This window comes from Brevundimonas aveniformis DSM 17977 (assembly GCF_000428765.1).
Lineage (GTDB): Bacteria > Pseudomonadota > Alphaproteobacteria > Caulobacterales > Caulobacteraceae > Brevundimonas > Brevundimonas aveniformis.
This window is the reverse complement of record NZ_AUAO01000001.1, coordinates 611,154-629,238: the sequence shown is the minus strand read 5'-3', so window position 1 is coordinate 629,238 and position 18,085 is coordinate 611,154. Positions and strand designations below refer to the sequence as shown.

Here is an 18,085-nt window from a genome sequence, read left to right as displayed (position 1 = left end):
GGGGCTATATTCTCGATGAGTTGTCGGTCGGCATGACGGCAGAGCTGTGCGTGCCGATCACGCATGAGCGCATCATGGCCTTTGCCGAGGCCTCGGGGGACTTCAATCCGCTACACGTTGATGAGGCCTTCGCAAATGCCAGTGCCTATCGGGGCCGCGTCGCCCACGGCCTGCTGTCGGCCTCGTTCGTCTCGGCGGTCGTCGGCACCATCCTGCCGGGGCCGGGCGCGATCTACCTCGGTCAGACGCTGAACTTCCACAGGCCGGTGCGTATCGGCGATGTCGTGGTCGCGCGCGTCACGGTTCAGTCTATCGATCCCTCAGCGCGCGTCATTCTGCGGACCGAATGTCTGGTCGACGGCGACGCGGTCCTTGAGGGCGAGGCCACGATCCGGGTCCCGCGTCGGCGCAGGCGGACCTAGGTGCCGGTGGAGATCATCGAGGGCTGGAAGGACCTGACCACGCGACAGCGGGGTGCGTCCCTGGCGCTGGGCAATTTTGACGGCGTGCATCAGGGCCATCGGGCCGTGATTGAGGCGGCTGTCGTCAAGGCCCGCGCCCTGGGGGTTCCTGCCGGGCTGGTCAGTTTCGAACCTCACCCGCGCCGCTACTTCCAGCCGGATGCGGAGCCCTTCCGGCTGATGACCGCAGGGCAAATGGCGCGGGCCCTGGAAGGATGTGGCATTGATCGCCTGTATCTGCTGCCCTTCGATGCCGAGATGGCGAGCATGACCGATCGAGACTTTGCCGCGCAGGTTCTGGCGGACGGACTGGGCGTGCGCCATGTGGCGGTCGGCTTTGATGTGACCTTCGGCAAGGGGCGGACCGGTTCGCCGGCGGCACTGGCCGACTACGGGCGAGCATTTGGCTTCGAGGTGACGGCCATCCCGGAATTGTCCGCCGACGATGGGACCAAGCTGTCGTCCTCCGGCATTCGCGAGGCGCTGATGGGCGCCCGACCCGACCGGGCCACCGCGATCCTGGGTCGACCTTTTGCCATCGAAGGCGAGGTGGTTCACGGTGACAAGCGTGGTCGGACCATCGGTGTGCCCACAGCCAATGTCCGCCTGGGTGACTATGTCCGACCGGCCTACGGTATTTATGCGACGCGGACGCGCCTGCCTGATGGTCGGATCTTCGACGGCGTGGCCAATCTCGGCGTGCGACCGATGTTCCAGACCGAAGAGCCGCTGCTCGAGGTCTGGCTGTTCGATTTCGACGAAGATATCTACGGCCAGGTCATCGAGACTGAACTGATCGCCTGGATCAGGCCTGAACTGAAGTTCGACGGCCTCGAAGCTCTGAAGGCCCGTATCGACCAGGATGCCGCAGAGGCGCGCCAGGCCCTCGCAGAGCTCCCTGCGCAAGGATAGAATAGCTGAATGACTGACCGCTCCATTAGCCAGGCCGAAGCCGAGGCCGCCGTTCGCACCTTGATCCAGTGGGCCGGCGACGACCCGACGCGCGAGGGCCTCCTGGATACGCCGGCCCGCGTCGCCCGCTCCTATCGCGAGCTGTTTGCCGGCTATGACGAGTGCCCCCGCTCCTATCTGGAACGTACCTTTGAAGAGGTTGCCGGTTATGACGAACTGGTCGTGCTGCGCGACATCCGGTTCGTCAGTTTCTGCGAGCACCACATGCTGCCGGTGGTCGGCAAGGCCCATGTCGGCTATCTGCCGACCAATCGCGTCGTCGGCATTTCCAAGCTGGCGAGGGTGGTCAAGGGCTTTGGCCGACGACTCCAGATCCAGGAAAAGATGACCGCTGAGATCGCTCAGGCGATCCAGGAGGTATTGGAACCCCAGGGCGTTGGCGTGGTCATCGAGGCCGAGCATTCGTGCATGACCCTGCGGGGGGTCGCGGTGCCGGGCGCGTCCTTGAGCACCAGTTGTTTGTTGGGTGTCGTGCGTGACGATCCGCGCACCCGAGAAGAGTTTCTCAGACTGGCGCGCGGCGGATGAGGTCTGACGATCAACTCGACCGGGATCATACGCCCGAGGTGTTGATCGCCGAGGCTGACGCCGGGGACGCAGAGGCGGCGCATCATCTGGCATTGATGTCGGCGGCCGGACTGGCTCGACCCCAGGACTGGTCGGAAGCCTTTCGGCGGCTGGCTCAGGCCGCGGCCAGCGGGCATGTCCTTGCCGATGAGACCCGTCGAATTCTTGGGCCGAACCCGGATCTAGCGAGTTGGCTTCATTCGCCGTCGCCCCGGATTCTGGCCCAGGAGCCCCACGTTCTGGCGATTGATGGCTTTGTGTCGCATGAGGCGTGTGACTGGCTGTGCGCTCGTGCCCTGCCGCATCTCGAAAAGGCCCCGGTCTATGACCCGGAAACCGGCCAGCCCCTGATCAAGTGGAGCCGTTCAAACTCGGCGACCAGTTTCGACCTCCTGGATTGCGATCTGGTGATGATGTTGGTGCGCGAGCGCATCGCCAGGGCCACTGGGCTGCCCGTCGTTGGCCTGGAATCCGTTCAGATCCTTCACTATGCGGTCGGTGAAGCCTTCACGCCGCACTATGACTGGCTGGACCCTGAAAAGGCAGGCCACCGTCCCGACCTCGAGGAGCGGGGTCAGCGTGTGGCGACCTTCCTCACCTATCTGAATGACGACTACGAGGGCGGCGAAACCGAGATGGAGGCGATCGGCCTCAAGCATCGCGGGCGCAAAGGCGACGCCTTCTTCTGGGCGAACATCAAGCCCAATGGTCGTATTGACCTTGCGACGCGCCATGCCGGGCGTCCGCCGACAACCGGTGAGAAATGGGTCTATTCCCAGTGGCTCAGGAACCGGGCCCCGCGCGGTCTGATGAAATCCTAGATCGGCATTCGCATGATCTCCTGATAGGCGGAGATCACCTGATCACGGACCGCGACAACGGTTTCCAGGGAGGCCTCGGCCGAAGCGATGGCCGTGACGACGTTGACCAGATCCGTCTGACCCGCCGAATGGGCGGCCATCTGGGTTTCGGCGGCACGCGTCGCTTCGCCGGCCTGCCCGATGAAACCGGCCAGCATGTCGTCGAAGCCGGGCGCTGCGGCTTCCTGCGGCCCCGATGTCGGCGAGGCGCTGCCTTGAGCGGCCGAATAGGCGCGGAGCGCAGTCAGGGCATCCATGTCCTAGGGGTTCCTATCGCTTGAGCAGGTCCAGCGTGCGCTGTTCCATCGCGCGCGCTGTTTCGATGACGTTGAGGTTGGCCTCATAGGCGCGTTGGGCTTCGCGCATGTCCATCGCCTCGATCAGGGTGTCCACATTGGGTCGTCGGACATAGCCCTCGGCGTCTGCGGCCGGGTGGCCGGGTTCATAATCGAGACGGAAATCGCCCTGATCCTCACGGACCCGGGCCAGTTCGACCCCCGTGGCACCGTCGATTTCGCGGGTCTGGAAGACGGGAACCTGACGACGATAGGGGTCGGCCCCATCAATGGGTGCCGTCGATTCCGCGTTGGCGATGTTCTCGGCGATGATCCGCATGCGCGATTGCTGGGCCCGCAGGGCTGAGGCGGCCACCGCCATGGTCGAGTTTCTCGGGGCAACGGGATCAGTCATCTGTCACGCCTCCAGGATCATCCGCCCGGCTTGCGCGAGGCAAGCCGCAGCATGTTGAGGGACTTCTGATAGAAGCCGATGGCGGCGTCATATTCCATGCGGCTTTCGGCCATGCGCAGCATCTGTTCTTCGACCACGACCGAGTTGCCGTCAGGCGTGGTTTCGGAATCCGGCGTCCGTTCGATGATGAACGGCGAGGTTGTCGCTCCGGGAGCCGTCGGAATGTGGCTGGCAGAGGTCCGGGCCATGGCCAGTCGGTTTGCGCCGCTCAGCGCATCGGCAAAATCTGTCGGTCGAGCCAGATCGCGGGCGGCATAGCCGGGGGTATCGGCGTTGGCGACGTTCTGGGCGACCACGCGTTGACGCTCCGCGAGCCAGCCGAGCCGACCGCGCAGGTTCGAAAACAGGGGGATGTCGTCGATGCCCATAGCGGGCCCTTCCTCATCTACCGGGCATAAAATGCCGCAGCCATGGTTAACCGGACCTTTCAGCAAGACGACGTTAACCATGTTCGAAGAGGTTAGAGCCTTGCCCGGAACGGGCGCGTAAGGCCGGTTCGCCACATGAATTTTCTGAATTTTGCCTGGGCCGTCTTCAGCCTGGCCATCACCTTGGGTCTGATCGGCCTGGTGGCGGTGGGCCTGCGTCGGTATGCGCCCCAGTGGCTTGAGAAGCTGCAGGCGGATCGTGGTGAGCGCCGCCTCAAGGTCACCGAGACGCTGGTGCTTGACCCCGCACGGCGACTGGTTCTGGTTCAGATTGACAATGAAGAACGGTTGCTTCTGCTCGGCGAAGGCAAGGAGCTGACGGGTCCGCAGGCGGTCCGACCCTTGCGCGCCATGCCGTTGGGCGACCGCCCCGAGCGGGGGGCCTAGGCGATGGGCCGGTGGCTCGCCAAACCGACGCAAGACGAACTGATCCGGGCGGCGCGCCTGTCATTGGTTGTGACTCTGTTCTGTCTGGCTTGGCCGGTTGCAGCCCTGGCCCAGGACCTGGTGACCCAGTCAGGCCAGGGGTCATCGATCAATATTGATCTGGGCACCGGGGCCGGTCTGTCCGAGCGGGTCGTTCAGCTCATTGGCCTGATGACGGTGCTGTCGCTGGCTCCGTCCATTGTCATCATGACCACCAGCTTCGTGCGGATCGTGGTGGTGCTTAGCCTGTTGCGAACGGCGCTTGGCCTCCAGCAGTCGCCGCCCAATGCGGTGCTGGTGTCCCTGGCCTTGTTCCTGTCGGCCATCGTAATGGCCCCCACCTGGACGGCGGCTTACGATTCCGGGATCCGACCCCTGCTGGATCAGCAGATGGAGTTGCCGCAGGCCTTCGATCTGGCGGCCGAGCCAGTCAAGACCTTCATGCTCAGCCAGGTGGGAGAGGCCGATCTGGCCCTATTTACGCGACTGTCGAATGTCGAGGCCGGAACCACGGCCCAGGACCTGCCGCTGCGGGTTGTGACGCCCGCCTTCATGATCTCGGAACTGAAGCGCGCTTTCGAAATCGGATTTCTTCTGTTCGTGCCGTTTCTGGTCATCGATCTGGTGGTGGCCAGCGTCCTGATGTCGATGGGCATGATGATGCTGCCGCCGGTGATCGTGTCCCTGCCCTTCAAGCTGATCTTCTTCGTTCTGGTGGACGGTTGGCGGCTGGTGGCGGGGTCCCTTGTCGAGAGTTTCCAGCGAGGTCTGGGCGGCGGATAGCCGCCCGCCCCGTCTGCCGCTAAGGTCGCGGCATGATCCGCCTGTTTGTCGACCATCCGCTGTCACCGGGCGTTGTGCTGGAACCGTCTGCCGATCAGGCACGATATCTGACAGGCGTCATGCGCAAGGGCATTGGGGACAACCTGCTCGTCTTCAATGGCCGCGACGGGGAATGGCGGGCTGAAATCACCGAGGCGTCGAAACGCTCCTGTGTGCTCACCGCGCTCGAGCGCACGCGCGAACAGGCGGTCACACCGGACCTCGAGCTGATCATCGCCCTTGTGAAGCGCAATCGGCTCGAAACCATTGTCGAAAAAGGAGCGGAGCTTGGCTGCCGTCGCGTTCGGCTGGCGATCACGCGCTACACCCAGGCCGATCATGCGCGCACAGACCGGCTTGCCGCCATCGCCATGGAGGCGGCCGAACAGACCGGGCGGCTCGATGTGCCGGAGATCGTCGCTCCCGAGAAGCTGGATCAGATCCTTGAAGAATGGCCTCAGGGGCGCCGTCTGATGTTTTGCGACGAAGGCGGCGGCGTTCAGCCGGCGCTCAAGTCCCTGCCAGACGATGAGGCCCCATGGTCGGTCCTGATCGGCCCTGAGGGGGGCTTTTCGCCGGAAGAGCGGACGCGGCTTCGCGGTATGGACTTCGTCGTGCCGGTTGGGCTCGGACCTCGAATCCTGCGGGCAGATACCGCGGCGATCTCGGCCCTGACGCTCTGGCAGGCCGCCAAGGGTGACTGGCGCTCTTGAGCCGGAGGCCGGAACGGCCCATCTAGCGGCCACGACAAGGGCCCGACTGATGAGCGAACCACTTTCCCGTAATGATCTGGTTTCTGCCCTGGACAAGGGCATGAAGCCGCGTGACCAGTGGCGGATTGGGGCTGAGCATGAAAAGTTCATGTTCGAGCGCTCGGACCTGCACCGGCCCTCCTACGATGAACCGGCGGGAATTCGGGCCATGCTGGATGGCTTGACCCGGTTCGGCTGGGCTCCGGTGCGCGAAGGTGAAAACGTCATCGCCCTGGAGCGGCGGAACGCCGAAGGCATGAGTTCGTCTATCAGTCTGGAGCCCGGTGGCCAGTTCGAGCTGTCCGGTGCGCCGCTGAAGACCGTACATGACATCTGCGACGAAACAGGCCGTCACCTGGTTGAGGTCAAGACGGTGGCCGACGAGCTGAGTTTGGGGTGTCTGGGACTTGGATTTGATCCGCTATGGCGGCGCGACCAGATCCCGGTCATGCCCAAGGGCCGCTACGACATCATGCGCGCTTACATGCCCAAGGTGGGGAAGTTGGGTCTGGACATGATGCTGCGCACCTGCACCATCCAGTCGAACCTCGACTTCGAGTCCGAGGCAGACATGGTGCTGAAATTTCGTACGGCCTTGGCGCTACAGCCGATTGCAACGGCTCTGTTCGCCAACAGCCCGTTCACGGAAGGCAAGCCGAACGGATTTCTGTCCGCCCGCGCCAATGTCTGGACCGACACCGATCCCGACCGCACCGGCATGATCGACTTCGTCTTCGAGGACGGCTTCGGTTTCGACCGCTATGTCGACTATGCGCTCGACACGCCCATGTATTTCGTCAAGCGCGACGGACGGTATGCCGACGCCTCGGGCCAGTCGTTTCGGGATTTCCTGGAGGGCAAACTGCCGGCACTTCCGGGGGAGTATCCAACCATGAAGGACTGGGAGGATCACCTGACCACCCTGTTCCCCGAGGTGCGGCTGAAGTCCTATCTGGAAATGCGTGGGGCCGACGGCGGGCCGTGGAGCCGCATCTGTGCCCTGCAGGGCCTGTGGGCGGGGGTGCTCTATGACGCGCCGTCGCTGGCGTCATGCTGGGACCTAGTCAAGGGCTGGGATATCGAGGATCACGAACGTCTGCGCCGCGACGTAACCCGCCTGGGCCTCAAGGCCGAGGTGGCGGGGCGCTCCGTGCGCGATGTCGCGCGTGACATGGTGGCCCTTGCCCGCATGGGCCTGAAGAACCGCGGGCAATTCTCGGGCGGCATGGTTGATGAGCGCGGCTATGTGTCAGAGCTGGAAGACATCGCCGACAGTGGCGTCACGCCCGCCGAGCGTCTGCTGGATCTGTACCACGGTGATTGGCAGGGCGACGTCAGCCGGGTTTATCGGGACTTCGCCTACTAGGGCGGCGGCGCCGGCTCCTGGGGCGTCTCGTCGCCGTCGATCCGGTAGTAGTCACCTTTGTCGGCGGTGAAGATGTGAACGCCCAGCTCGGTTTGCGTCGGTCGGTCGAAACAGCCCATGGCTACGGCCATACTGGTCCGCGCCGGCGGGTCCCAGAACATTACCGAGCCGCAGGTGCCGCAGAAGCCTCGCCGGACCCTGTCTGACGACTGAAACCAGCGGATCTGGTCCTCTCCGGAGAGGGTCAATCTGTCGCGAGGAACATCGGTCGAGGCCCAAATGTGACCCGACCAACGCCGGCACTGGCTGCAATGACAGGCATCCGGCGCGTGCAGGTCGCCGCGAACCTCGACGCGGATCGCCCCGCAAAGACATGATCCTGTGTGCATGCAGCCCTCCCTCGTGTCGGTCCGACCCTAGTGGTCAAGGCGGAAATGGCCAGCTTGCTGTTTCAGCAGTTGTCAGATGTGCAGCATCGCGGCTCAATCAACCCATGTCGAACCGCACCCAGATCTGGCTCTTTCTCGGCCTCGTTGTCGTCGCCTCCATCGTCTTCAACACCTTGATCATCGGTGGTGGTGGCCTTGGCAATCCGGCCACCCACAAATGGGTCGTCTACATCATGTGGGCCCCGGGCCTGGCGGCCATCCTGACAACGTTGTTGGCGACCCGATCGCTGCGGGGGCTGGGCTGGTGTCCCTGGCCCGTCGGCCAGTTGGCGGTCGGCTGGGCCGTGCCGGTGATCTATGCCGCGCTAACCGTGGCCGGGGCCGTTCTCCTCGGGGCCGGCGGGTTCGATATTTCGCGCTGGCAGGAGGCGGCGGTGGCCCGGCTGGGGCTGAACGTCGGGCCATGGGTTGGACTGCTGGCCTTGTCCGCGGTGGGAACCCTGACCAGCCTGACCCGGGCCGTCGGTGAAGAGATCGGCTGGCGCGGCTTCCTGGTCCCGGCGCTCGGGCGCGAAATGGGTTTCTGGCGGCTCAGCCTGGTGTCCAGCCTGATCTGGCTGGCCTATCACTTGCCGGTGCTGCTGTTTGGTGGCTATGCGGGAGAGGGGACGCCGGTCTGGTACAGCCTGATCTGCTTTACCGCCCTGATTTTCATCATCACCCCGTTCTTCAACGCCATCCGCTTGCGATCCAACAGTTTCTGGCCGGCGGCCCTGGCCCATGCGTCGCACAATCTGTTCATCCAGGGGATCCTGGTGGCCGCCTTTGTCCCCGGCCCACAGGCCAAGTGGCTGACGGGGGAATTTGGTGCCCTCACCTCGCTGGTGGCCCTGGGGGTGGTGGGGATCTATTTTGTCGTCGTGGGTGTGCCACGCACGGCGCACGAGTAAGCCCCAGCGGGAGGCGAAACCCAATGACTCATCCCATTCGCATTGGCGTTGGCGGCTGGACCTATGAGCCGTGGCGCGGTGTCTTCTATCCAGAGAAGCTAAGCCAGAAGAAGGAACTGGCCCATATGGCCGGTCGCCTGACCTCCATCGAGATCAACGGCACCTACTATTCCAGCTTCAAGCCCGATACCTGGATGAAGTGGCGCGACGAGACGCCGGATGATTTCGTCTTTGCGGTCAAGGCCAGCCGGTTCTGCACCAATCGCAAGGTGCTGACGGATGCCGCCGGGTCAATTGAGATGTTCCTGAACCAGGGGCTCACGCATCTGGGCCCCAAGCTGGGGCCGATCAATTGGCAGTTCATGGCAACCAAGACGTTCGACCCGGAAGACTTCGAGGGCTTCCTGAAGCTGCTTCCCGCCGAGAAGGACGGTTTACGGCTGCGCCATGCTCTGGAAGTTCGCAACGGCACGTTCGAAGGCCCGGCCTTCTACGACCTGGCCGCCAAGTACGGTTGCGCGATTATCTATGCCGAAGACCCCGAGGCACCGGAATGGCCGCGCATGGATCAGAACACGACCGACTTCCGATATGCGCGCCTGATGACCAGCCGTGAAGACCAGCCCACCGGCATGACTTCGGAGGAATTGGACGCCGTGGCCACGCGGGCTCTGGCCTGGGCGCAAGGTGGTGATGTCTTTTCCTACTTCATCTCCGGAGCCAAACTGCGCAATCCGGCCGCTGCCGAGGCCCTGATTGAAAAGATGAAGGCCTGACCTGCGCCGCGACCGTCAGTGCACCGACACCGGGGCCAACTCATAGGCGACGGCGGCTGCAAAGGCCTCCTCGCGCTTGAGAAGTACGGCCAACCGCTCGCCGTCCGCGCCATAGACGCCATAGATGATCTGGTCCGGTCGGATCGTTACGCCGGGCCGCGTCTGAATGCCGGCTTCCTGCCCGAGATCCCCCGCGCGCAGCGGGCGGACATAAACGAGGTTTGGGGCCCCGAGTTCGGCAAAAGCCTTTCGCGAAAAAGCAGTCGTCATCGTGTCTGGTCCTTGACCAAAGGAACGCCCATGCGGCCTGCGGGTTCACGCCAGCCGGACATTCCGAGTTTCAATTGTCCTGCGAAAAGGGGCGGAAGTAGGGACTCTATCCGGCCCGGATGGGGATCTGCCGCACCACCTGGCTGGCCGGGGGCTGAGTCAGATCGACGTGTAACAGGCCATGTTCGACCGTCGCGCCGACAACCTCCATTCCATCCGCCAGGACAAAGGCCCGGTTAAAGCCCCGAGCCGCTATGCCGCGATGAAGATAGGTGCCTTCGGGGGCCGAGGGTTCGCTGTCGCGACGCCCCGAAATGGTCAGCTGGCGTCCCTCGACGGTGACGGACAGCTGGTCTGGTGAAAAGCCGGCCACGGCCAGTGAAATGCGGACGCCGTCGTCTCCGACAGCCTCGACATTGTACGGGGGATAGCCCTCCGCCGCGATCTTGGCGGCGCGGTCGATCAGCGACCGGGTCTGCTCGAAGCCGAGCAGGAACGGGCTGTCAAAAAAGACAGAGCGGGACATGAGCCCTCCTTGGGAAGCGACCCTTGCACAGGTGAGGCCCTCCGAAGAAGCGCCTCGTTAGGCTCTAGGTGGGGTCCGCGGAGCTTCTGGTCAAGCGGCCTAACCCGCGCTTCCGCTAGGCCCGGATAGGACGAAGGCCCGGCGGGGGTCCGCCGGGCCTTCGATGGTGGAGCTAAGCGGAGTCGAACCGCTGACCTCTTGAATGCCATTCAAGCGCTCTACCAACTGAGCTATAGCCCCGATCGTCTCGGGTTTGCGGGATGGCCTCCCGCAAGGCGGCGGAACCTAGTCGCACCGGCCCGCCCGATCAAGCCCCGCTGAGCGCGAAATTCGACCGGGCGGATCAGGGCGATCAGTCGTCGTCGTCCTCGCCGGGAATCCCGTCGATTTCGTCGTCGAAATCCTCGTCGTCGTCGTCCTCAAGGAAGGGCACAGAATCGTCGTCGTCATCGGCGACGTCATCGTCGTCGTCAGCGTCGCCCATGCCTGGCGCGACCTTGTCGGTGTCGTCACCGTCGTCGTCGTCGTCGCCGACCGGGATCTCGTTGGCGGCTTCGTCGATCTCCGGGGTCGCCGGCTCGTCCTCTTCCTCGTCCTCGTCGTCGTCCTCCGAGGTCTTGGGCTTGGACTTGACCTGATCCTCGGTGTCCTCGTCCTCATCGGTCTGGTCGTCATCGGCCACACCGGGGCGCCCGCGCCCGCGGCGCAGACGGATGGCCTCTTCGGCTTCGAATTCGGTGTCGCACTTGGGACAGTGCGCGGGGCGACGATTCAGATCGTAAAACTTGGCCTGGCAGTTCGGGCAGATCTGCTTGGCGCCGAGCTCGGGATTAGCCACGGTCAAAGCCTTGCTGTTCGTGAGGTGGGGTTTGACCCCAGACGTATCGGGCGGCTCCCTTGCCACCGGATTTGGCCGCTGTCAAAAGCGATTTCATCGTCACGCGTTGAGAGGCCCATGGCCCGGGATCAGATGGACCGCCAAAGCCTGACCGCCAGGCCCTCGACAGCCCTGTCTGGAAAGGTGCGTGCGCCAGGCGACAAGTCGATCTCGCACCGAGCCTTGATCCTATCGGCCCTGGCGGTCGGAGAAGGCCGGATTGACGGCCTGCTGGAGAGCGATGACGTCCTGGCCACGGCCGCCGCGGTGGCGGCGATGGGGGCTGAAACCGAACGGCTGGGGCCGGGCGTGTGGCGCGTGGTCGGTCAGGGTGGCCTGCGACAGCCCGACGGGATTATTGACTGCGGCAACTCAGGAACAGCCGCGCGCCTGCTGATGGGGGCGGTTGCCGGCTACCCGATCGCGGTGCGGTTTGACGGGGATGAAAGCCTGAGGGGGCGTCCGATGGCGCGTGTCAGCGAGCCCCTGGTCCTGATGGGCGCGCGGGTGTCTGCAGACCGTCTGCCGCTGACGGTGGGCGGCGGCGGGCATTTTGGCGCCCCGCTGAACGCCGTCCAGTGGACGTCTCGAAACGCCTCGGCGCAGGTCAAGTCCGCCATCCTGCTGGCAGGCTTGCGGGCAGACGGCGTGACCTCGGTGACCGAGCCCTCAGCCAGCCGGGATCACACCGAGCGAATGTTGCCCCTGTTTGGCGTGGAGGTTCAGCGCGACGGACTGACGGCAGCGGTCGGAGGCGGTCAGGCCTTGTCGGCGACGGATCTGAGCGTGCCGGGTGATCCGTCGTCGGCCGCCTTTCCGTTGGCGGCGGCTTTGCTGATCCCGGGCTCTCGCGTGACCGTTGAGGGGGTGATGCTCAATCCAGCCCGGACAGGCCTGTTTGAAACCCTGGTTGAGATGGGAGCCGATCTGACCATTGCGAACCGGCGCGAGCAGGGTGGCGAGACGGTCGGCGACATCACCGCACGCGGATCGCGCATGCGGGGCGTGGAGGTGCCCCCCGAGCGCGCCGCCTCAATGATCGACGAGTACCCCATTCTGGCGGCCCTGGCCTCGGCTGCCGAAGGACCGACAATCATGCGCGGTCTCGAGGAGCTGAGGGTCAAGGAGAGCGATCGGATCGCCGGAACGGCGGCGATGCTGAGGGCCTGTGGGGCCATCGTCGAGGAAGAACCGGCGGGCCTGATTGTTCAGGGACAGGCGCGCGCGCCCTCCGGCGGCGGTCGCGTCGAAACCCACGGCGATCACCGTCTGGCCATGAGTGCCCTGGTGCTGGGTCTGGCGGCGTCACGCCCCGTCAGCGTGGACCGGCCCGACATGATCGCGACCAGCTTTCCCGGCTTCGTCGATCTGATGACCGGCCTCGGCGCGCAAATGGGTCCGTCATGAGGCTGGTGACGGCCATTTGTGCGACGGCGGTGGGCGGCTTGATGTGGCGCGGGCTCAGCGGGGCCATGCAGAACGGCGAGATCATCGCCTTCTCACGCCGGCGGTTCGTGGACATGGTGTCGATGGCCGATGACCCCACGCGCTTCGGCTTCAGTTTGATCGCCCATGCGGTCATTCTGATCGCCGCCGTGGTAGTGACCTTTCGGGCCCTGGTCGAGAAGCCCAGCAACCGGATACGGCGTCGGCCTTGATGGCGTGCTTGGCAAAGCCACACTTCGGCGGCTAAGGGCGAGGCGTGAGCACCGACCTTATCATCGCGGTTGATGGCCCGGCAGCATCGGGCAAGGGTACGATCGCGGCGCGGCTCGCGGCGCATTATGACCTACCGTATCTGGACACCGGCTTGCTCTACCGGGCGGTCGGGCTGGCGGTTCTGGCGGCAGGGTGCGATCTCGACGATCCCGAGCAGGCTGCCGTTGCAGCCCGGTCGTTGGATCTGGCGGCTCTGGATGACCCGGCCCTGATCGGGCGCGCCGCCGGCGACGCGGCCAGCCGCGTGGCCTTTCATCCGCCGGTCCGAGAGGCGCTTCTGGCCTTGCAGAAAGACTTTGCCGCCCAACCCGGCGGTGCGGTGCTGGATGGGCGTGACATCGGCACGGTGATCGCGCCTGAGGCCGATGTGAAGATCTATGTCACCGCTGATCCTGACGTGCGCGCCGAACGCCGCTGGAAACAGCTGGTCAACCGCGGCGAGACGGTCGCCTTTGAAACCATCCTGGAAGACATCCGCGAACGCGATGCCCGCGACGCCGGGCGAGACGCGGCACCGATGGTGGCGGCGCAAGACGCGGTCTTGCTGGATACGTCTGACTTGGCTATAGACGCCGCCTTCGAGGCGGCCTGCCGCATCGTCGAAGAGGCGCGAGCCCGCAAGGGCTGAAATCAAACGCACCTCCGCTCGACGGCCGCAGGCGTTCGGGACCCCCCGGTCCCCGTCCGAGACCTTTCAAACCCTAACCGAACGAACGGGCGGATTCCCGTGTTGGCTTCGCGCCGCACGTCCGCCCCTGGAGCAACCTCAAACATGACTGACACCCTCAACCCCACTCGCGACGATTTCGCCGCCCTGCTGGACGAACAGCTCACCGGCCGCGACTTCAACGAAGGTCAGGTCGTCCACGGCCTGGTCGTCGGCGTCGAAAAGGACTTCGTCATCGTCGACGTCGGCCTGAAGACCGAAGGCCGCATATCGGTGCGTGAGTTCACCGGCGGCGACGCCTCGGCTGCGCCCAAGGTCGGCGACACCGTCGAGGTCTATCTGGAGCGCGTCGAGAACGCGATGGGTGAGGCGGTCATCAGCCGCGACAAGGCCAAGCGCGAAGAGGCCTGGAACCGTCTGGAAGGCGTCTTCGCCTCGGAAGAGCCGGTCATGGGCACCATCGTCGGCCGCGTGAAGGGCGGCTTCACCGTCGACCTGGGTGGCGCTTCGGCCTTCCTGCCGGGCTCGCAGGTGGATATCCGCCCGGTCCGCGACGTCGGCCCGCTGATGGGCAAGGAGCAGCCGTTCCAGATCCTGAAGATGGACCGTCCGCGCGGGAACATCGTCGTCTCGCGTCGCGCCATCCTGGAAGAGGCTCGCGCCGAACAGCGCACCGAGCTGGTCAGCCAGCTGGCAGAGGGCGAAATCCGCGAAGGCGTGGTCAAGAACATCACCGACTACGGTGCGTTCGTGGACCTGGGTGGCATCGACGGCCTGCTGCACGTCACCGACATGAGCTGGAAGCGCGTGTCGCATCCGTCGCAGGTCCTGGCGGTCGGCGACACGGTCAAGGTCCAGATCGTCAAGATCAACCCGGACACCCAACGCATCTCGCTGGGCATGAAGCAACTTCAGACCGATCCGTGGGATGGTGTCGAGGCCAAGTATCCGGTCGGCGCCAAGATGACCGGTCGCATCACCAACATCACCGACTACGGTGCGTTTGTTGAGCTGGAAGCCGGCGTCGAAGGTCTGGTCCACGTTTCGGAAATGTCCTGGACCAAGAAGAACGTCCATCCGGGCAAGATCGTCTCCACCTCGCAGGAAGTGGACGTCATCGTGCTGGACGTCGACGCCTCCAAGCGCCGCATCTCGCTGGGCCTCAAGCAGGCCCAGGCCAATCCGTGGGATGCCTTCCTGGAAGCCCACCCGGTCGGGTCCACCGTCGAGGGCGAAGTCAAGAACGCCACCGAGTTCGGTCTGTTCCTGGGCCTGGACAACGACATCGACGGCATGGTGCACCTGTCGGACATCGACTGGAACACGCCGGGCGAAGAAGCCATCCAGCGTTACCGCAAGGGCGAAATGGTCAAGGCCAAGGTGCTGGACGTTGACGTCGAGAAGGAACGTGTCTCGCTCGGCATCAAGCAGCTGGGCGGCGATCCGCTGGAGGGCGACGCCTTCGTTCGCGGCCAGACCGTCACCGTGACCGTCACCGAGGTCACCTCGGGCGGTATCGAGGTCAAGTTCGGCGATGACGATGCGCCGGCCACCGCCTTTGTCCGTAAGTCGGATCTGTCGCGCGATCGTGCCGATCAGCGTCCCGAGCGTTTCGCCGTGGGCGATCGTGTCGACGCGCTAGTCACGGCCGTTGACCGCGCGACCCGCCGCATCTCGGTGTCGATCAAGGCGCTGGAGATGAAGGACGAGAAGGAAGCCGTTGAGCAGTACGGCTCGCAGGATTCGGGCGCTTCGCTCGGCGACATCCTGGGTGCTGCCCTCAAGGAAAAGGCCGACAAGTCGTAAGACTGCAGGCCAACGTCAGGAAATTGCCCCGTCCGGTCCGCCGGGCGGGGTTTTTTCTGAATCGACTTCAGGTCGAATCCCCCTTTTTCCCCCGCACGGTGAAGGCTAGTGTGGACGGATGGATCGGGGCCCGATCGAGGGGAGAGCTGCGCGAGCGGCGAAAACGAGATGATCAAGTCCGAGCTGATCGACCGCCTGGCGGCCGAAAATCCACACCTCACGCAAAAGGACGTCGAGCGCATCGTCAATGTCATCCTTGATGAGATGACGGACGCGCTGGCTGACGGGGGCCGGGTGGAACTGCGCGGCTTTGGGGCCTTTTCCGTTCGCAGCCGACCCGCGCGTCAGGGGCGTAACCCACGTACCGGCGACGCCGTGCGTGTGCCGGCCAAGTCGGTTCCGTTCTTCAAAAGCGGCAAAGAGCTGCGCGAACGGCTCAACGCCGACTAGAGTCATAGTTGAAGACAGGGGACGGCACCGGCATGAGCGTTTTTTCCGAGTTTCGAGAGTTCATCTCGCGCGGCAACGTCATCGATCTGGCAGTGGGCGTGGTCATCGGCGCGGCCTTCGGAAAGATCGTGACCAGCCTGGTCGACCAGGTGGTCATGCCGCCGATCGGCTGGCTGATTGGTGGCGTCGATTTCACCGCCTTGAAGGTTGCGCTGCCGGAGAACCCGGCCAATCCGGGGGCCGATACGGTCTTTATCGAGTACGGGGCATTCCTGAACACGATCATCCAGTTTGTGATCGTGTCCTTCGTCATCTTCATGGTGGTCAAGGGGATCAACAAGCTGCGGCGTCAGCAGGCGGCCGAGCCGGATGCGACACCCGAGGCCCCGACCCCGACCGAGGCCCTCCTGGTCGAGATTCGCGACGAACTGCGCGCCCGCAAATAGGCCGATCAGGCCGCCAGCCCGGCGGCCTGCATCAGGGGCTTGAGCGTCTCCACTGCCTCCCGGTCGCCGGCGAGGACCCGGCGGAGTTCGGGGCCCTTCAGCAGACGCAAGGCTTCGGCACGCGCACGGTTGGAAGCCGGGCCAACCGGACACCCTTGTCCGCAGGCCATACGGAGCAGCAAGGCCAGTCTCTGAAGCAGGGGGACGGGGGCTCGTGCGATCTGGGCCGTGACCTTGCCCTGAGCCTCCACCATGTCTCCGATCCGACCCAGGGTTTCGTGAATCGCGGCTTGGTCCTTGGGGCTGAGGCCACAGGCCTGGGCGCGTGACTGCAGGTCAGCCAGGCTTGCCAGCTTGCTGCCGGGGGACGCCTCGCCCTCACGCAGGCTCCGCTCAAAGCGAAGGGCCGAGACGCAGGCAATCAACCAGCGCGCCGCACTGCGTTTGGCGGAGTTGCCCGTCACATTCTCACACAGCCGGACCAGCATGTCGGCCTCGATCAGCGGATTGCCGACCGTCCCGACATAGGCTTCGACGAAATCCGCCCCCACCAGCGCCTTGGATCGCTCGGCAAAGGCGAGTTGCGCCTCCTCAAGCGTCAGGAACTTGCCGGCTGACGCCGTCAGGACCATGGCCATGGCTCGCAGGACATCAATCTCGCCTGAAGGATCGCCGGGCCTCAGCCGCCGGGGCCCCATGAGTTCGCGCAGCACCCGCCGGGACAGGCTTGTGGCCAGCAGCCGATACTGGCCCCGCGCCATATGCCCACCCAGCCGTAAGGCGGGGCCGTCCAGTGGCGGCAGGACCGCAGCAACCCGCTTGTCTGCCTGAGCCAGGAGGTCGGCCTCGACCGGGACGGCAAGACGCACCATGGCAGCCAACTGTCCCCCCACGTCGAGCGTCGCTCCCAGAACGTCGGCGCGACCCTGACGGACGTTGAAGATCTCGGCCATGATCTGTTCGATCGTGACATGAACCAGGGCGGCTGGTTCGGCCTCTTCAGGGGCGGTGTCGGCCAGGTTCATCAGAAGCTCGAACTTGGCACGCCAGCCGCGCACCTCGCCCATGGCGGCGGCGATAGCGCCACCCATGAGGAAGGCCCGGTCTGACTTGTTGGCAAGGCGCCGCGCGATGTCGGCAATGGGCTCGGCCCTGAGATTGGGGAAGCCGTCATTGCGGCCGGTTCGCACCACTCGCTCGATCGCCTGATCGGTCAGTCGCTGGTAGTGGCGGATGATCTCGTGGACGGCCTGTCCGGTCGACTGGCTCTCCGGGACGGCGATCTTCTGCAGGGCGTGCTGGAGCTCGATGCCGGAGGCCTCAAGCTGCTCAACCAGATCGGCCCGATGCAACAGCTCAAAGGGGATCAGGCCCTGGCGGTCCAGCCAGCCGTCCAGAACCCGGCCGATAAGCTCGCGTGCGTGAACCGTATAGAGGTCCGGCGGAGCCGTGCAGACCATGAGGGACTTGTCGTCGCGCGCTGCCTTGGGGCGAGGCGGTTCAGGCGCCCCCTTGGTGACGATGGTGACGCTTCGAAACTCCATGGTCTGGACGTCGAGCGTTTCCTTGGTCACGCGGACCGAAACCGCCCGCTTGTCCACCAACATGTCATCGGCCAACTGGATCGCCTGCTCGCGAGATTCGAGAGCGGTCTGGAGCACCCATCCGGCTTGGGGTGTTTTGCGTGCAAAGACTTCGAAATGAACGGGACCCGCCATTCGGCTTTGATGGCACGAGCGCTGTTAAAGACGGGTAATCGTCATTACTCTGCGTGACCCGGATCGGGGCACCACAAGAACCGGCCC

At 64.6% G+C, this 18,085-nt stretch carries 24 protein-coding genes and 1 tRNA gene; 16 read left to right on the top strand and 9 right to left on the bottom strand.

The genetic code is table 11. The annotated features are described in order from the left end of the window. The first annotated feature begins 32 nt into the window (after positions 1-32). The 4 genes from G391_RS0103300 to G391_RS0103285 are packed head-to-tail and all read left to right on the top strand — an operon-like array spanning position 33 to position 2,821. Complete coding sequence (locus G391_RS0103300; protein WP_156893853.1) at positions 33-422, top strand: MaoC family dehydratase; 390 nt, start codon at positions 33-35, stop codon at positions 420-422. Next, positions 423-1,373, top strand: coding sequence for a bifunctional riboflavin kinase/FAD synthetase (locus G391_RS0103295; protein ID WP_029086251.1), 951 nt, complete (start codon positions 423-425; stop codon positions 1,371-1,373). A 9-nt stretch (positions 1,374-1,382) separates the two neighbouring features. After that, the gene (gene folE, locus G391_RS0103290; protein ID WP_029086250.1) at positions 1,383-1,961 is read left to right on the top strand and encodes a GTP cyclohydrolase I FolE; all 579 of its coding nucleotides are present in this window, start codon (positions 1,383-1,385) and stop codon (positions 1,959-1,961) included. Beyond that, a complete protein-coding gene (locus tag G391_RS0103285) occupies positions 1,958-2,821 on the top strand; it encodes a prolyl hydroxylase family protein (RefSeq protein WP_029086249.1) in 864 nt (287 codons plus the stop codon). Before folE ends, G391_RS0103285 begins: the two co-directional genes overlap by 4 nt. Here the strand turns inward: G391_RS0103285 and fliE are convergent. The 3 genes from fliE to flgB are packed head-to-tail and all read right to left on the bottom strand — an operon-like array spanning position 2,818 to position 3,978. Beyond that, positions 2,818-3,117, bottom strand: coding sequence for a flagellar hook-basal body complex protein FliE (gene fliE / locus G391_RS0103280; RefSeq protein WP_029086248.1), 300 nt, complete (start codon positions 3,115-3,117; stop codon positions 2,818-2,820). The two genes, G391_RS0103285 and fliE, sit on opposite strands and share 4 nt — an antisense overlap. 13 nt (positions 3,118-3,130) lie before the next feature. Beyond that, positions 3,131-3,550, bottom strand: a complete 420-nt coding sequence (gene flgC / locus G391_RS0103275) for a flagellar basal body rod protein FlgC (RefSeq protein ID WP_029086247.1) — start codon at positions 3,548-3,550, stop codon at positions 3,131-3,133. Positions 3,551-3,567: 17 nt separating this feature from the next. Continuing rightward, positions 3,568-3,978, bottom strand: coding sequence for a flagellar basal body rod protein FlgB (gene flgB, locus G391_RS0103270; protein ID WP_029086246.1), 411 nt, complete (start codon positions 3,976-3,978; stop codon positions 3,568-3,570). Positions 3,979-4,113: 135 nt separating this feature from the next. Here flgB and G391_RS0103265 point away from each other — a divergent pair, with 135 nt between their 5' ends. From G391_RS0103265 to G391_RS0103250, 4 genes are read left to right on the top strand one after another with little or no spacing between them, the layout of a single operon-like run. Continuing rightward, the gene (locus G391_RS0103265) at positions 4,114-4,425 is read left to right on the top strand and encodes a flagellar biosynthetic protein FliO (protein WP_029086245.1); all 312 of its coding nucleotides are present in this window, start codon (positions 4,114-4,116) and stop codon (positions 4,423-4,425) included. 3 nt (positions 4,426-4,428) lie between these two features. After that, positions 4,429-5,247 (top strand): flagellar type III secretion system pore protein FliP, encoded by an 819-nt coding sequence (gene fliP / locus G391_RS0103260; protein WP_029086244.1) that lies wholly within the window; start codon positions 4,429-4,431, stop codon positions 5,245-5,247. Between the two features lie 32 nt (positions 5,248-5,279). After that, positions 5,280-5,999: a 16S rRNA (uracil(1498)-N(3))-methyltransferase gene (locus G391_RS0103255; RefSeq protein ID WP_029086243.1), complete on the top strand. Its 720-nt coding sequence runs from the start codon at positions 5,280-5,282 to the stop codon at positions 5,997-5,999. Positions 6,000-6,048: 49 nt separating this feature from the next. Then, a complete protein-coding gene (locus G391_RS0103250; protein WP_029086242.1) occupies positions 6,049-7,404 on the top strand; it encodes a glutamate--cysteine ligase in 1,356 nt (451 codons plus the stop codon). Here the strand turns inward: G391_RS0103250 and G391_RS0103245 are convergent. After that, a complete protein-coding gene (locus G391_RS0103245) occupies positions 7,401-7,793 on the bottom strand; it encodes a GFA family protein (protein ID WP_029086241.1) in 393 nt (130 codons plus the stop codon). The genes G391_RS0103250 and G391_RS0103245 overlap by 4 nt on opposite strands. A gap of 104 nt (positions 7,794-7,897) precedes the next feature. On the opposite strand from G391_RS0103245, the gene G391_RS0103240 reads away from it, so the two are divergent. Continuing rightward, a complete protein-coding gene (locus G391_RS0103240; RefSeq protein WP_029086240.1) occupies positions 7,898-8,743 on the top strand; it encodes a CPBP family intramembrane glutamic endopeptidase in 846 nt (281 codons plus the stop codon). Between the two features lie 23 nt (positions 8,744-8,766). Then, complete coding sequence (locus G391_RS0103235; RefSeq protein ID WP_029086239.1) at positions 8,767-9,519, top strand: DUF72 domain-containing protein; 753 nt, start codon at positions 8,767-8,769, stop codon at positions 9,517-9,519. A gap of 15 nt (positions 9,520-9,534) precedes the next feature. On the opposite strand, the gene G391_RS0103230 is transcribed toward G391_RS0103235, so the two are convergent. The 4 genes from G391_RS0103230 to G391_RS0103215 form a co-directional block, all read right to left on the bottom strand. Further along, positions 9,535-9,789 (bottom strand): DUF1150 family protein, encoded by a 255-nt coding sequence (locus G391_RS0103230; protein WP_029086238.1) that lies wholly within the window; start codon positions 9,787-9,789, stop codon positions 9,535-9,537. A gap of 106 nt (positions 9,790-9,895) precedes the next feature. Continuing rightward, positions 9,896-10,315 (bottom strand): Hsp20 family protein, encoded by a 420-nt coding sequence (locus tag G391_RS0103225; RefSeq protein WP_029086237.1) that lies wholly within the window; start codon positions 10,313-10,315, stop codon positions 9,896-9,898. Positions 10,316-10,479: 164 nt separating this feature from the next. Beyond that, positions 10,480-10,555: transfer RNA gene (locus G391_RS0103220), tRNA-Ala, on the bottom strand. Positions 10,556-10,667: 112 nt separating this feature from the next. Further along, entirely contained in the window at positions 10,668-11,153 is a 486-nt protein-coding gene (locus tag G391_RS0103215) for a TIGR02300 family protein (protein WP_029086236.1), read from the bottom strand. 132 nt (positions 11,154-11,285) lie between these two features. Here G391_RS0103215 and aroA point away from each other — a divergent pair, with 132 nt between their 5' ends. The 6 genes from aroA (at position 11,286) to mscL (ending at position 16,280) form a co-directional block, all read left to right on the top strand. Next, positions 11,286-12,599 (top strand): 3-phosphoshikimate 1-carboxyvinyltransferase, encoded by a 1,314-nt coding sequence (gene aroA, locus G391_RS0103210; protein ID WP_029086235.1) that lies wholly within the window; start codon positions 11,286-11,288, stop codon positions 12,597-12,599. Next, the gene (locus tag G391_RS0103205) at positions 12,596-12,850 is read left to right on the top strand and encodes a hypothetical protein (RefSeq protein WP_029086234.1); all 255 of its coding nucleotides are present in this window, start codon (positions 12,596-12,598) and stop codon (positions 12,848-12,850) included. The genes aroA and G391_RS0103205 overlap by 4 nt, the downstream gene beginning before the upstream one ends. 44 nt (positions 12,851-12,894) lie before the next feature. Continuing rightward, positions 12,895-13,539 (top strand): (d)CMP kinase, encoded by a 645-nt coding sequence (gene cmk, locus G391_RS0103200; RefSeq protein ID WP_029086233.1) that lies wholly within the window; start codon positions 12,895-12,897, stop codon positions 13,537-13,539. Positions 13,540-13,683: 144 nt separating this feature from the next. Next, positions 13,684-15,384, top strand: a complete 1,701-nt coding sequence (gene rpsA, locus G391_RS0103195; protein WP_029086232.1) for a 30S ribosomal protein S1 — start codon at positions 13,684-13,686, stop codon at positions 15,382-15,384. Between the two features lie 168 nt (positions 15,385-15,552). After that, positions 15,553-15,834: an integration host factor subunit beta gene (locus G391_RS0103190; protein WP_029086231.1), complete on the top strand. Its 282-nt coding sequence runs from the start codon at positions 15,553-15,555 to the stop codon at positions 15,832-15,834. 32 nt (positions 15,835-15,866) lie between these two features. Then, entirely contained in the window at positions 15,867-16,280 is a 414-nt protein-coding gene (gene mscL / locus G391_RS0103185; protein ID WP_029086230.1) for a large-conductance mechanosensitive channel protein MscL, read from the top strand. 5 nt (positions 16,281-16,285) lie between these two features. Here the strand turns inward: mscL and G391_RS0103180 are convergent, their stop codons facing one another. Further along, positions 16,286-17,998, bottom strand: coding sequence for a hypothetical protein (locus tag G391_RS0103180; RefSeq protein WP_029086229.1), 1,713 nt, complete (start codon positions 17,996-17,998; stop codon positions 16,286-16,288). Between the last annotated feature and the right edge of the window lie 87 nt (positions 17,999-18,085).

Coding starts and splice junctions, on each gene's coding strand:
- G391_RS0103250 (WP_029086242.1), top strand. CDS start 6,049: ATGAGCGAACCACTTTCCCGTAATGATCTGGTTTCTGCCCTGGACAAG.
- G391_RS0103180 (WP_029086229.1), bottom strand. CDS start 17,998: ATGGCGGGTCCCGTTCATTTCGAAGTCTTTGCACGCAAAACACCCCAA.
- G391_RS0103235 (WP_029086239.1), top strand. CDS start 8,767: ATGACTCATCCCATTCGCATTGGCGTTGGCGGCTGGACCTATGAGCCG.
- G391_RS0103265 (WP_029086245.1), top strand. CDS start 4,114: ATGAATTTTCTGAATTTTGCCTGGGCCGTCTTCAGCCTGGCCATCACC.
- folE (WP_029086250.1), top strand. CDS start 1,383: ATGACTGACCGCTCCATTAGCCAGGCCGAAGCCGAGGCCGCCGTTCGC.
- fliE (WP_029086248.1), bottom strand. CDS start 3,117: ATGGATGCCCTGACTGCGCTCCGCGCCTATTCGGCCGCTCAAGGCAGC.
- fliP (WP_029086244.1), top strand. CDS start 4,429: ATGGGCCGGTGGCTCGCCAAACCGACGCAAGACGAACTGATCCGGGCG.
- flgB (WP_029086246.1), bottom strand. CDS start 3,978: ATGGGCATCGACGACATCCCCCTGTTTTCGAACCTGCGCGGTCGGCTC.
- G391_RS0103285 (WP_029086249.1), top strand. CDS start 1,958: ATGAGGTCTGACGATCAACTCGACCGGGATCATACGCCCGAGGTGTTG.
- G391_RS0103240 (WP_029086240.1), top strand. CDS start 7,898: ATGTCGAACCGCACCCAGATCTGGCTCTTTCTCGGCCTCGTTGTCGTC.
- G391_RS0103255 (WP_029086243.1), top strand. CDS start 5,280: ATGATCCGCCTGTTTGTCGACCATCCGCTGTCACCGGGCGTTGTGCTG.
- G391_RS0103230 (WP_029086238.1), bottom strand. CDS start 9,789: ATGACGACTGCTTTTTCGCGAAAGGCTTTTGCCGAACTCGGGGCCCCA.
- G391_RS0103225 (WP_029086237.1), bottom strand. CDS start 10,315: ATGTCCCGCTCTGTCTTTTTTGACAGCCCGTTCCTGCTCGGCTTCGAG.
- flgC (WP_029086247.1), bottom strand. CDS start 3,550: ATGACTGATCCCGTTGCCCCGAGAAACTCGACCATGGCGGTGGCCGCC.
- G391_RS0103190 (WP_029086231.1), top strand. CDS start 15,553: ATGATCAAGTCCGAGCTGATCGACCGCCTGGCGGCCGAAAATCCACAC.
- mscL (WP_029086230.1), top strand. CDS start 15,867: ATGAGCGTTTTTTCCGAGTTTCGAGAGTTCATCTCGCGCGGCAACGTC.
- aroA (WP_029086235.1), top strand. CDS start 11,286: ATGGACCGCCAAAGCCTGACCGCCAGGCCCTCGACAGCCCTGTCTGGA.
- G391_RS0103300 (WP_156893853.1), top strand. CDS start 33: ATGACGGCAGAGCTGTGCGTGCCGATCACGCATGAGCGCATCATGGCC.
- G391_RS0103245 (WP_029086241.1), bottom strand. CDS start 7,793: ATGCACACAGGATCATGTCTTTGCGGGGCGATCCGCGTCGAGGTTCGC.
- G391_RS0103205 (WP_029086234.1), top strand. CDS start 12,596: ATGAGGCTGGTGACGGCCATTTGTGCGACGGCGGTGGGCGGCTTGATG.
- rpsA (WP_029086232.1), top strand. CDS start 13,684: ATGACTGACACCCTCAACCCCACTCGCGACGATTTCGCCGCCCTGCTG.